This window comes from Vibrio sp. A1-b2 (assembly GCF_021726015.1).
GTDB classification, from domain to species: Bacteria; Pseudomonadota; Gammaproteobacteria; order Enterobacterales; family Vibrionaceae; genus Vibrio; species Vibrio diazotrophicus.
Window position 1 is genome coordinate 187,585 of the sequence record NZ_JAKKCI010000001.1, and the last position, 12,943, is coordinate 200,527.

Below are 12,943 nucleotides of genomic sequence, written 5' to 3' on the forward strand. Positions count from 1 at the left end.
CCTTATGCCAATGCAAATAGTTCATCACCGACCTGAACCGCATCGCCTTCTGATACAGCCATTGACTCGACTTTGCCGTCACGGAACGCTTTAATCTCGGTTTCCATTTTCATTGCTTCGAGAATTAACAGTGTTTCGCCTTCTTTTACCATATCGCCGATTTTCTTGTGGATCTTCCAGATGTTACCCGCTAGCGGAGCGGAAACTGGTTCCGCCGAACCCGATGAAACAACTGGTTGAGCTGCGGCAACAGGAGCACTCGTTGATGCGGCCAAAACTTCAGGATCAGCACCTTCGTTGATTTGAACCACGTAAGCCTGATTGTTCACGTTGACTGTATATACAGCTTTGTCTGATGGTTTTGCTGCTTTTGCAGGGGCTGCCACTTCAGCAACAGTTGGAACTGGTTCAAAAGCTTCTGGATTATTGCGATTAGCCAAAAACTTCCACGCTACTTGGTCAAATAGAGCGACAGTAAGTACATCATCAATGGTGTTTTCAGCAAGCTCGATGCCTTTTTCCTGCGCCTGATTAACCACCGATTCCATTAGCTGGTCGATTTCAGGTTCAATGAGATCTGCTGGTCGGCAAGTGATCACTTCAGCACCATCAAGTACACGTTTCTGCAACTCTGAATCAACTGGTGCTGGTGTTTTACCGTACTCCCCTTTTAATACCCCAGCCGTTTCTTTGGTGATGGTTTTATAACGTTCACCCATCATGACGTTGATTACGGCTTGTGTACCAACGATTTGCGAAGTTGGTGTTACTAAAGGGATATAACCGAGATCTTTTCTGACTCTTGGAATTTCAGTCAGTACTTCATCAATACGATCCAGCGCGTTCTGTTGCTTTAACTGACCTTCCATATTGGTAAGCATGCCACCCGGAACTTGAGCAACGAGAATACGTGAATCTGAGCCTTTTAATTGGCCTTCAAAAGCATGATATTTCTTACGAACATCTCTAAAGTAAGCCGCAATACTTTCCAACTTCTCAATATCTAGCCCAGTATCACGCTCAGTTCCTTTCAATGCTGCCACAATCGATTCAGTCGATGGGTGGCCATAAGTACCGCTCATCGAAGAAATTGCGGTATCAACACGGTCAACACCAGCTTCAATCGCTTTAAGCAACGTCATATCCGCCATGCCCGCAGTGGAGTGGCAGTGAAGATGAAGCTCAACATCCACGAGTTTCTTCAGATTGGTTACTAGCTCGTACGCTTCGTACGGAGACATAACCCCAGACATATCTTTAATCGCAATCGAACTTACGCCACATTCCAGAAGCTGTTCTGCTACATCAACCCAAGATTGCATGGTATGAACAGGACTGGTTGTATAACAGATGGTGCCTTGCGCATGTGCGCCTTGGTTGTTTACCGCTTGGATAGCTCGTTTCATGTTGCGAGTGTCATTTAATGCATCAAAGATACGGAAAACATCCATGCCATTTACAACGGCGCGTTCAACAAACTTATCAACAACATCATCAGCATAGTGGCGATAACCTAGGATATTTTGACCACGCAATAACATTTGTTGTTTGGTGTTTGGCATCGCCTTTTTTAACTCTCTTAGGCGTGCCCAAGGGTCTTCACCCAAGAATCGAATGCAAGAGTCAAAAGTCGCACCACCCCAAGATTCCAGTGACCAATAGCCAATTTCATCGAGCTTAGATGCTATGGGTAACATATCATCCAATCTCATTCGCGTAGCGAGTAGTGATTGATGTGCGTCACGCAATGCAACGTCAGTAATACCGAGTGGTTTAGCTATTTTAGACATATTAAATTCCTCTAACCTCAAGCCTGAACTTGCTTATTAATTTTTTGATTGTGGTGGTGTAGTACTGCGGAAATCGCGGCTACCAAATTGTCGTCCTGCGCCCCTGCAGAAACCGTTTGTTTCGCAGAGCCAACGGTTTTCTCGGGGGGTGAAAACTTAATCGATAAAGTGGACAGCAGGCGGGTTGCAGCGACTAGGAGCGCCAGAAAGCAAAAAACGAATCCCATGCCTAGAAGCATAAGATTGACGCCTTCAAGAATAATTGGACCTTCGTTCATCTTTCGAACCTTTGGATATTGAAAGTCCAAATAGTCTAACGAAATAAGAGGAATGGACTTCGTGAAGCACATCATTCAATTGGAACCATTAAACGTATTAAATGGCGTAAATAAATTTAATTGGTTGCACCTGAATTTCTATTTGAAATTGAAGTAACCATTCGAAGAAATAAATTCATTTAATCCATTAACAACACAAGATTTACCGCAATTTGTATTTCACTCCTCAGTTCCGAGGCAAACCTGTCATTAGCATTAGTGGGATATTGGTCTGAAGAGGAAAACTCATTATGGGGAGTGCTATGTCTCTGTACGATGTTCATCAAATTTCTTTAAATAATCTAAAGCGACAATCTCAATTAACAAGAAAATATGAACTTCCTTTAATTATCGTCAAAACTAATATTTCCAATGAGCTTAATGAAAATGAACAGGCTCGTTTCGTTTATAAGTTGGCGTTAGAAGAAGTGAACAAGAAATTAACGCTCTTGAATGCAATGGTGTTAGAACACGAAGATGCCACTAATCGTTCGAATCTAGAATCGGTCTTTGTGGTTAGAGGTGTCACTACGTCGAACTTAAAACGTGCAATGGTGAAAATTGAAAACAGTCACCCATTAGGCAGTTTGATCAACATTGATATTATTGACCCGCAAGGCTATGCGGTTTCGAGAAGAGGTTCTCAGATGGAACCTAGACGCTGCATCCTGTGCCAATATCCAGCCAGCTACTGCTCTATGAATCACCGTCATTCTGTTGAGGAAATAAAACACAAAATCAAATCTATCATCGCACAGTATTAACTCTGTGCGAGTTCCCCCCAATAAAAACATAACCGCTCTTGACTGGGAACTGGCTGCCGATTATTGAGGTCTTTCAGTTCTCTTCTTATTAAAAATAAACAATGCTATCAGCTTAAACTCAATTGCTCTGCCTGAGCAGTTCTTAGCGCTGCTTGTTTTCTCTTCGCGTGATATGCGGAAGTATCTTCTATAAACAGTTGATGCAGATAAGCGTAAGTCGTTTCTGGGACAATTTTTTCAATCGCTTGCCAGTTGTTTTCAAACAAATACTTTCTGACTAAGGAAGCAGATATTGGTGACTCTTCCTCTTCACAGCGTGGAATTTCCACATAAGTGACTTTAGGACTGTCAATGGTTGGTGTAGACAACCACTGGTGCATTTGCTGATTGTAGAAACGGGTTACCTTACAAATAGGTTCTGTTCCCACATATCGGTGCGTGATACCCAAGGCAGGGGCGATATACTGCCGAAATATTTGCAAATCAACCGCAGTGTGGCAGTAATTAATTACTCCCTCGTCCTTTAGAAAATAACTCGGGAACGTTGCTCTGGATATGATGTAGTCAGAGCCGGCATGAACAGTGACATTGTTAAACTCTTTCACTCCCGCTTTGATCATATTTAGGCGATCTAAATAGGAAAAGAAAGAACGGTCTTCCTTCACAACAAACAGATGTACCCAATCACAGTTTTCTGAAGCATGCTGTACTAAATAGCGATGACCATTAGTAAACGGATTGGCATTCATCACAATACTGCCAATCTTTTCACCCGGTTGAGCGAAACTACTTAACTTTTCGCAATGTTCTTGCAGTCTTGTTTTACTGTTTTCCAGAAGGACAACTCTGTCTTTTACGGCGGTAAGCTGATGAAATCCCGCGTCATGGAACATACGGTAGTTATCTGGTTTGGTGTAGATGAATAGGTTGTAACGCCCCATATCATAAGCATGCGTGACAACTTCGGTGAGTAGTTGAGTCGACAAGCCTGTTCCTTGGAAGTTGGGAGAAACCGCTATTGACTTAAGGGTGTTTCCAGCCAGCCCTGCGCATCCAACAATTGCGTTAGAATTCAAAGCAATGACAAAGAACTCGACATCAGCATCTATCCCTAACCCCATACTAAGCAAGAACTGCCGCACCTTTTCCATTTGGCTGCTATTTTGAGTGTTAATTTTCTGGAATTGGTATGTATCAAACACAGCGATCTCTCAACAACAAAACGGATAACGAATTATCTTAAGTCCAATAAATAATTTAGTGACTCTCAAGCAATCTATAAAGAAGCATTAAAACTGTTTATGGCGTTTATGAATTTATTCTCACTGAGTGAGTATCTCGCTCTAAATTGAAAACCCATTCATAAACAAAAAAGAGCCAGCTCAGACAAATCTGAGCTGACTCTTGGTTCACTGTTGAGATACCATTTAAGCTACTTGAGCTTGTTGTTTACGGTTACGTAGCATACCAATAAGAGGTAGCGCGATTGACAATACAGTAATAGCAATGAGCACTTGAGCAACGGTTGAGTGAGTAAAGATCGACAACTCTTGGTTTGAAATTCTAAATGCTTGACGGAATGACTGCTCCATCGTGCCACCTACGATACAAGCAAGAATCATCGGCGCTGTAGGCACATGAGCACGCTTCATCACTACCCCTGCAACACCTAAGATAGCTAGGATGTAGAAATCAATAACCGAGTTACTAATTGCATAACAACCAATGAACGCAAGGCCTAGCACAATTGGGTAAAGCATTTTTGGTGGTATCGCTAACACACGAACCAATGCACCCGCAAGTGGGATATTCACTACCGCTAAGATGATGTTAGCAACAAACATACTCGCGATTAGGCCCCATGCTGTTTCTGGGTACTGCGTAAATAGAAGCGGCCCTGGTTGGATACCCAACATCAATAACGCACCCATCATCACAGCTGTCGTACCAGACCCTGGTACACCTAGTGATAGCATTGGAATCATTGCACCGATAGACGCTGCGTTATTTGCAGATTCTGGTGCAGCTAGCCCCTCAATAGCACCTTTACCAAACTCTTCGCTATTTTTAGATAGTTGCTTCTCATTGTTGTAGCACATAAGCGATGCCATCGTACCGCCAGCACCAGGTAAAGAGCCGATAATAAACCCGACTGGAGCACTGCGTAGAATCGGCCATTTTGAACGAGACCAATCGTCACCGCTGATCCAAATACGTTTGAATTTGGTCTGCGCTTTTTTCGTGCCTTCGCTCAATGAACGGAAGCTCTTAAACACTTCACCTAATGCGTAGATACCAATGATGACCACAAGGAAATCGACGCCTGTTTGAAGTTCAAGGTTACCAAAAGTAAAACGTTCAACACCGGATTGCGCATCAATGCCTATGGTCGCGATTGCTAAGCCGATCACCATAGAGAAGAAGCCTTTGAGCATGTTCCCTTTCGACATAGACGCTGTCATAGAAAGCGCTGCGACCATTAACAAGAAGTACTCAGCAGGACCAAATTTTAAGGCAAAACTCGCCACAGGCTCAGCCAATAATGTCATCAGAATAGCGGCGATAGTACCGCCAACTAACGATGCTATTGCAGAAATCGCCAGTGCAGATTCAGCACGACCTTGCATTGCCATTGGGTAACCGTCAAACGTTGCGGCCAAGGCTGCACCGTCTCCCGGAGTGTTAATTAAAATAGAGCTGCGTGAACCACCAAACATCGCACCGATATAAACACCTGTCATGGTGATCAATGCAGCCGTAGGTCCCATCGCAAAAGTCATTGGCAATAGCACCGCAACACCTGTCGCAGGGCCTAAGCCAGGCAACATACCGACGATAGTACCCAGTACACCGCCCACAGTCACAAGTAATAGATGGTAAGGCTGTAAAGCAACGCCAAATCCATTCATTAAGTTAGATAAAATATCCATCATAATAGTTCACCCTATTCCCCGAATGGTAATGGTGGAAGGCTAATACTTAATAGCGTGTTAAATATGAAATAAACACCCACGGAAAATAACAGCGAGATAACAACACTTTTTTTCCACATATCTTTCCCGCTAGTAATAGTCATCATTACAACCATAAATAGAAATGTACTGATAACGTATCCAAGATGTTCAAATATAAGAGCGTAACCAACTGAAAGAATACAGGTATATAAAATACGACGACGGTCATTCTTCTTGCTAGCATCTTCATTTATCAAGTTTTTATATGCTTGTACTGAAGCGTTAAAATTACTTTTAACGAGTAAGAGCACGCCAATTAAAAAAGAAATTGCGGATACACCAAGAGGGAAATAAATTGGATCCATCGGATTACCAAATGCAGCTCTTGGCATCGAATACGACATATATCCGTAAATAACGCCAAAGCCTATTGCAAATAATCCCGTAAATGCGTCCCAGTTAGGACTGACATCATTTTTCTTCATAGGAACAAGACCTTATTGCTAGATTTAATTATTTTTAAATCAAGAATAAGAGGGAATATTCCCCTCTTATGTTGTAGATACAAAACATTATTTTTTAGCGAAAATTTCGTCTAAAATTTCTTTATATTGATCGTTGGTTTTGGCTAAGAACTTAGTAAAATCTTCACCGTTTTGATATGCGCCATCCCAACCGTTACGTTTACGAGCTTCAGCCCATTCAGGTGTTTCAACCATGGTTTTAAGCGTTGTGCCCCAGTAAGCAACCGCGTAATCAGGCATATCTTTTGGTCCGAACAGACCACGCCAGTTTTCAAACGTTGTATCAATACCTTGTTCTTTCACTGTCGGGATATCCGCGATGACACCTTCGCCAACACGCTTGTCTGCAGTTTGTGCTAATGCACGTAAGTTACCGCTTTTCACCAACTGAACTACGTCACCAAGCCCTGTAGAGATAAGGTCTACGTGTCCACCCAGTACTTGAGCAACCGCGCCGCCGTCTTGGAAAGAGATGTAGTCAATTTGATTTAACTTCGGTACACCAGCAGCTTTAGCGACCATAAGGAACTGAATGTGATCCATACTACCCGCAGAAGAAGTACCACCAATTTTCACGGATTTTGGATCCTTTTTTAGAGCATCCATCACTTCTTTAATAGAGGTATATTTGGAGTCTTTAGAAACAACAAACGCGCCATAGTCGGTAATTAATCGAGCGAGAGGAGTGGTATCTTGGTAGCTATATTTACTTGCTCCGGTTAAATGTGTGAGCAAAATTGGTGGAGAGTAAACAGAAATTAAATTGTCCTTACCCATCTGAGTCTGCATGTATGCAAGGTTCACTGCACCGCCGCCGCCAGGTCGGTTGGTAATCGGCATATTAGATTCGACTAGCTTGGTATCTTTCAGCGTTTTTGCGACTGTACGAATGGTTAAATCCCAGCCACCACCAGCACCAGCAGGAGCAATAAAAGACATCGTTTTAGGTGGGTAGTCTTTTGCTACTGCACTACTCAACGGCATAAATGCAACAGAAGCTAGGGCTGTACCAATCATTACACTTTTGATATTCATGTTCATGGAAATTCCTATTATTGTTATTGGAAACTATCCAACGCTTCACTAATTTTTCTTCATCAGTTTTGCGTCGATAAATTAATTATCCATGAGATATGTAATGTTATTTGTGAGTTAAAACTCTTAAGAATAGTTCTTTAATGCTGAAAATGGCGTTAATGAATTTTAGTAATCACCAATCTTCAGAGAACAATTAGTATTTAGGCGATACAAACGATAGTATTTGGCTAAAACCATTATTAAAGGTAACACAATGAAACGAATCGCTATTATTGGAGCCGGCTGGTTGGGTCTGCCATTAGCCAAACAGCTAGATACGCTAGGCCATTCGGTGATCTCAAGCAGGACGTCTGACTCAGGTTTGTTAGAACTGGAAAAAAACGGAATCGCTGGTTTTGTTTGTGACCTCAATAACCCTCAAGCTCTTGCTGATACGCTTTCCGAATACAACATTGATACCGTTGTCGGTAGCTTTCCTCCGGGCTTTCGCCGTGGACAAGGGGATGAATACATTACCCAATGGCAAGCTTTAACCGAGCAAGCTCTGTCTTCGGGAGTCAGTAAATTGGTCATGATAAGTTCAACCACTGTCTATCCAGACCGCGCTCAAGACATGTATGAACAAGATGCTTCTCTTGAACTGGCTACAAATAACGATGAATTCTCAGCCAATGCGAAGAAGATGTTGCAGGCAGAACAAACTGTAATAGACTCAGGCTTGGATTACGTCATTGTTCGATGCAGTGGTCTTATTGGACCCGATCGCCACCCTGCCCGCTTTGCTTCAAGGTTGAAGCAGGTCAGTCGATTGGCACCAGCAAACATGCTGCACTTTTATGATGCTATCGGAGCGACGGTTTTTGCTATCGAGCACCTCAACCATACGGTAGTCAATGCCACCACTCCTGCGACAGTAAGCAAAGCCGAGTTCTATCAAGCCGCTCTTAAAGCCGCAAATTTGGATGAAGAACTCCCTCCGATTGTTGATGTGGCAGACAAGCGAATTGTCAGCGACAAACTCATTAAAGCGGGATACAAGTTTCACTATTCTCACACTCTGGAGGCCTTGTAAGGCGATGAGTAAACGAATTTATCAGCATTTAGAAACGCTTTGGCAATACATGCAAATGGGCCATCAGCTACAAAAAGCCGATGTCATCATTGTTCTTGGAAGCAACGATACCCGTGTCGCCGAAGTTGCAGCGTCCCTCTATCATCAAGGCTTGGCTCCTTTGGTTGTGTTCTCTGGCGGTCATGGTCGTTTCACTGAAGGGTTGTTTGAGCGCAGCGAAGCAGTGACTTTTGCTGAAGTGGCAAAAGATTGCGGCTTGCCAAGTGACGCAATATTGCTGGAGCCTCGCTCTTCTAACAGCGGTGAAAACGTACTTTTCACCTACGAGCTGTTAAAGAAAAAAGGCATCACAGCTAAAAAAATCATCTTGGTTCAAAAGCCGTATATGGAAAGACGAGCGTATGCGACTTTCATGCAGCAATGGCCAGAAGAACTGGAATCACTGCAAGTCACGTCTCAAGCGAATAGCTTCTTTGATTATCTGACTGAAGATCTGACATTAGACTTCGTTGTCGAAGCGCTGATTGGTGATTTTGAACGTATTCAGAATTACCCTGCGAAAGGCTTCCAGATTGAGCAGGAAATCCCAGAGGAAGTGTTACAAGCCTACCAGGCATTAAAGCCTTTGGCGGCTTAATGCAAGCCCTCGTTTATGAACTAAAAAAGGATGGCAATGCCATCCTTTTACTTATCTGTTTTTCGCTATTTACCCAATGCTTCTTTGTAATGCATTCGGCACACAGAGACGTATTTATCGTTACCACCAATCGCAACCTGATCACCTTCGGAGATCGCATTGCCATGTTCATCGGTGCGGATAACCATGTTCGCTTTGCGTCCGCAATGACAGATGGTTTTCAGTTCCACCAGCTTATCTGCCCATGAAAGTAGATACTTACTACCTTCAAACAATTCACCAAGGAAGTCTGTACGCAGGCCATAACACAGCACTGGGATATGAAGCTTATCAACCACTTCTGTTAATTGATAAACCTGCTCTTTGGACAGGAACTGACACTCATCAACCAGTACGCAATGACGCTTTTCATCTTCATTAAGACTTTTGATCACATCAAAAAGGTTTGTTTCGGCTTGAAATAGATGTGCCTCTGCTTCCAGACCAATACGTGAGCTCACTTTACCAATGCCATAGCGGTCATCAATTGCTGCGGTAAAGATAACAGGTGTCATCCCACGTTCTTGATAGTTAAAAGACGATTGCAGCAGTGTGGTTGATTTACCTGCATTCATTGCAGAGTAGTAAAAATACATCTGAGCCAAGGGACAAATTTCCTATCTTATTCAAAATCATTTTGTCGGGATTATACAAAGCAAAGAGAATGCTTACTTTGATCCACTATCAGTTAGACAATAAAAAGGGTGGCTAGTTAGCCACCCTCAAATCAATGCAGAATTTACTCTGCTTTTTCTTTCGCAACAGTTACAGCAATTGCCAGCTCTTCAAGAGCCGCTGGGTTTGCCAAACTTGGCGCATCTGTCATCAGACACGCAGCAGCGGTTGTTTTAGGGAACGCAATAACATCACGGATGTTATCAGTACCACATAGCAGCATCACTAGACGGTCAAGACCGAATGCAAGACCCGCGTGTGGAGGCGTACCAAACTTAAGTGCATCTAATAGGAAACCGAACTTAAGTTGTTGTTCGTCAGCTTCAATACCTAGGATATCGAATACCGCTGCCTGCATTTTCGCATCGTGAATACGTACAGAACCGCCACCTACTTCGTAGCCGTTTAGTACCATGTCGTATGCGTTAGATAGCGCAGCAGTCGGGTTCGCCTTCAACTCTTCTGGAGTCATGTTCAGAGGAGACGTGAATGGGTGGTGCATTGCTGCAACATTACCTTCACCGTCGCTTTCAAACATTGGGAAGTCGATAACCCATAGCGGAGCCCAAGCTGAAGTATCTGTTAGCTCTAGGTCTTTACCTACTTTCAGACGTAGCGCACCAATTGCTTCAGCAACGATGTTCGCTTTGTCTGCACCAAATAGGATGATATCGCCATTTTGAGCACCAGTACGTTCGATGATTGACGCAATGATCTCTTCAGTGAGGAATTTCGCTACTGGAGATTGAATGCCTTCAGCGCCTGCTGCTAGATCATTCACCTTCATCCATGCCAAACCTTTCGCACCGTAAATCGCTACGAATGACGTATATTCATCGATTTGCTTACGGCTCAGTGCAGCACCGCCAGGTACGCGTAGAGCAGCCACACGGCCGTTCTCATCGTTTGCTGGACCAGAGAATACTTTGAAATCTACGTCTTTAAGCAGATCAGCAACATCAACTAGCTCTAGTGGGTTACGTAGATCTGGCTTATCGCTACCGAAACGACGCAGTGCTTCTGAATAAGGCATGATTGGGAACTCGCCCAAGTCTACACCTTTCAGCTCTAACCACATTTCACGGATCATCTTTTCAGTCACAGCACGAACTTGTTCTGCGCTCATGAATGAAGTTTCGATATCGATCTGAGTGAATTCAGGCTGACGGTCAGCACGTAAATCTTCGTCACGGAAACATTTAACGATTTGGTAGTAACGGTCAAAACCAGACATCATCAGCAGCTGTTTGAATAGCTGAGGAGATTGAGGAAGCGCGTAGAAGCTACCCTTGTGAACACGGCTTGGTACCAAGTAATCGCGAGCACCTTCAGGTGTTGCTTTAGTCAGTACAGGTGTTTCGATATCTAGGAAATCGTTGCTGTCTAGGAAACGGCGAACAAAGCTTGATGCTTTTGCACGCAGCTTAATGCGGTCGCTCATTTCTGGTCGACGTAGGTCCAAATAACGGTATTTCAGGCGTTGCTCTTCTGAGTTCTTCTGGTTGAAGTCTAGAGGCAGCGCTTCACTACGGTTGATAATAGAAAGGCCAGTCGCCAGAATCTCTACTTCACCGGTTGTCATGTCTTTGTTGATTTGGCTTTCTGGACGAGCGCGAACCTCACCCGTCAACTTGATACAGAATTCATTACGAAGTTGGTTAGCAACTTCAAAAACGTCTGCCATATCCGGATCAACAACTACCTGAACGATACCTTCACGATCTCGCATATCAATGAAGATAAGACCGCCTAAATCACGACGACGGTTAACCCAACCGCACAGCTCCACAGTTTGTCCTGCAAGGGACTTGTTCAGGTGACCACAATAATGGCTACGCATAATGAAATTCCCAATCTCTTAATAAGTCATCAAATTCTATGTGACACAGTCAACTCTGTTGAAGCGGTTGTTAACAACAACTTTTCTTCAAGAAAGGACTCTGCCACGGAAAAGTTCCATTTATACGCTGAAAGACGTATAAAATCGACCTTCCAGAATACAATTTGTTGTGTTTTATCCATCGTTGCTGACATTTAGTACAATAAACCGCCATTTTAGCGACAATAGCATCTGCAACATGGAAAAATTGGCGCTGATTATAGCGCTAAAGTATCGTATTCTTCAAAACTCTCGTGACGATAAACAACAAAAAAGAGCAAACAACACTGGCTATGGATGCAATGGAATACCCTCTTCGACTCGGACTGACGATGTGGTCTCACCCTTTCTGGCAGCAGCATTTCTACGGAAGTGGTACTCAAGCATCGCAGCGACTCGAAAAATACGCTCAGGTATTTCATACGGTAGAAGGTAACACCACCTTTTACGCATCTCCGTCACCCGCAACAGTCAACAATTGGAAAGCGGCAACGCCAGATTCATTCCGATTTACGTTTAAACTGCCGAAATCCATTACTCACCAGAACATGTTGAATGGTTGTCAGGACGAACTGAAAGCCTTTATGAGCTTGATGGAACCGTTACATAACAAAGTGGGCATGTGGACCATTCAACTGCCTGCTGCTTTTGGTCCAACTCATCTGGAGCAATTAAAAAAGTTTCGACGCTATTTCCCTGCTCAGTTTCCTTTAGGTGTGGAAGTGAGACACCCAAGCTTTTTCGCCAAAGGGGAAGCAGAGAAAGCGTTAAATCAATGGCTGAATGAAGAAAACATTGACCGCATCATTATGGATAGTCGTCCTCTCTTCTCGACAGAACGCACCTCCGAAGCCATTATTGATGCGCAGCAGAAAAAGCCCAGAGTACCTGTTCATGCGATTTCGACAGGGAATAAACCGATGATTCGTTTTATCGGTCATCCTGACATGGATGCCAACATGCCCTTCTTCGAACCTTGGGTTCAAAAGCTGCCGACTTGGATTGCCGAGGGCAAGCAGCCTTACATAATGATTCATACCCCAGACAACAACTATGCTCCGGAATTAGCACTGGCAATTTATCAACGTTTGCAAAGCGTTATCACTCTGCCGGATTTAGCGGCATTCCCCGCTCAAAACGATACAAATCAACTAAGTATGTTTTAGAAAAAAGTACATCGGTGTTTTAGAAAGAAATACATAAGCTGCATTTAATGACAGACGCCACATTTTTTCATAAAATACGCGCCTTTTC

At 43.5% G+C, this 12,943-nt stretch carries 12 protein-coding genes; 4 read left to right on the top strand and 8 right to left on the bottom strand.

Going from position 1 to position 12,943, the window contains the following annotated elements; all coding sequences use genetic code 11:
- Positions 1–2: 2 nt before the first annotated feature.
- Together oadA and L3V23_RS00855 are read right to left on the bottom strand one after the other, a co-directional pair.
- Positions 3–1,790, bottom strand: a complete 1,788-nt coding sequence (oadA, locus tag L3V23_RS00850) for a sodium-extruding oxaloacetate decarboxylase subunit alpha (RefSeq protein WP_102965964.1) — start codon at positions 1,788–1,790, stop codon at positions 3–5.
- A gap of 17 nt (positions 1,791–1,807) precedes the next feature.
- On the bottom strand, positions 1,808–2,068 hold the full coding sequence (locus L3V23_RS00855; RefSeq protein ID WP_042482051.1) for an OadG family protein: 261 nt from the start codon (positions 2,066–2,068) through the stop codon (positions 1,808–1,810).
- A gap of 302 nt (positions 2,069–2,370) precedes the next feature.
- On the opposite strand from L3V23_RS00855, the gene citX reads away from it, so the two are divergent.
- Positions 2,371–2,871 (top strand): citrate lyase holo-[acyl-carrier protein] synthase, encoded by a 501-nt coding sequence (citX, locus tag L3V23_RS00860; RefSeq protein ID WP_167828592.1) that lies wholly within the window; start codon positions 2,371–2,373, stop codon positions 2,869–2,871.
- Positions 2,872–2,978: 107 nt separating this feature from the next.
- Here citX and citC read toward each other — a convergent pair whose 3' ends face one another.
- From citC to L3V23_RS00880, 4 genes are all read right to left on the bottom strand, one after another.
- On the bottom strand, positions 2,979–4,073 hold the full coding sequence (gene citC, locus L3V23_RS00865; RefSeq protein ID WP_102963319.1) for a [citrate (pro-3S)-lyase] ligase: 1,095 nt from the start codon (positions 4,071–4,073) through the stop codon (positions 2,979–2,981).
- A 225-nt stretch (positions 4,074–4,298) separates the two neighbouring features.
- Positions 4,299–5,804, bottom strand: coding sequence for a tripartite tricarboxylate transporter permease (locus tag L3V23_RS00870; RefSeq protein ID WP_081878659.1), 1,506 nt, complete (start codon positions 5,802–5,804; stop codon positions 4,299–4,301).
- 11 nt (positions 5,805–5,815) lie between these two features.
- The gene (locus L3V23_RS00875; protein WP_042482047.1) at positions 5,816–6,310 is read right to left on the bottom strand and encodes a tripartite tricarboxylate transporter TctB family protein; all 495 of its coding nucleotides are present in this window, start codon (positions 6,308–6,310) and stop codon (positions 5,816–5,818) included.
- Positions 6,311–6,397: 87 nt separating this feature from the next.
- Complete coding sequence (locus L3V23_RS00880; protein WP_052404558.1) at positions 6,398–7,390, bottom strand: tripartite tricarboxylate transporter substrate binding protein; 993 nt, start codon at positions 7,388–7,390, stop codon at positions 6,398–6,400.
- A gap of 250 nt (positions 7,391–7,640) precedes the next feature.
- Here L3V23_RS00880 and L3V23_RS00885 point away from each other — a divergent pair, with 250 nt between their 5' ends.
- Positions 7,641–8,459, top strand: coding sequence for an NAD(P)H-binding protein (locus tag L3V23_RS00885; protein WP_237291792.1), 819 nt, complete (start codon positions 7,641–7,643; stop codon positions 8,457–8,459).
- 4 nt (positions 8,460–8,463) lie between these two features.
- The gene (locus tag L3V23_RS00890; RefSeq protein ID WP_102953014.1) at positions 8,464–9,096 is read left to right on the top strand and encodes a YdcF family protein; all 633 of its coding nucleotides are present in this window, start codon (positions 8,464–8,466) and stop codon (positions 9,094–9,096) included.
- 65 nt (positions 9,097–9,161) lie between these two features.
- Here L3V23_RS00890 and L3V23_RS00895 read toward each other — a convergent pair whose 3' ends face one another.
- Together L3V23_RS00895 and aspS are read right to left on the bottom strand one after the other, a co-directional pair.
- Entirely contained in the window at positions 9,162–9,740 is a 579-nt protein-coding gene (locus tag L3V23_RS00895; RefSeq protein WP_042482044.1) for a thymidine kinase, read from the bottom strand.
- Positions 9,741–9,874: 134 nt separating this feature from the next.
- A complete protein-coding gene (gene aspS, locus L3V23_RS00900) occupies positions 9,875–11,650 on the bottom strand; it encodes an aspartate--tRNA ligase (protein WP_042482043.1) in 1,776 nt (591 codons plus the stop codon).
- A gap of 341 nt (positions 11,651–11,991) precedes the next feature.
- On the opposite strand from aspS, the gene L3V23_RS00905 reads away from it, so the two are divergent.
- Entirely contained in the window at positions 11,992–12,855 is an 864-nt protein-coding gene (locus L3V23_RS00905) for a DUF72 domain-containing protein (protein WP_237291793.1), read from the top strand.
- Positions 12,856–12,943 lie beyond the last annotated feature (88 nt).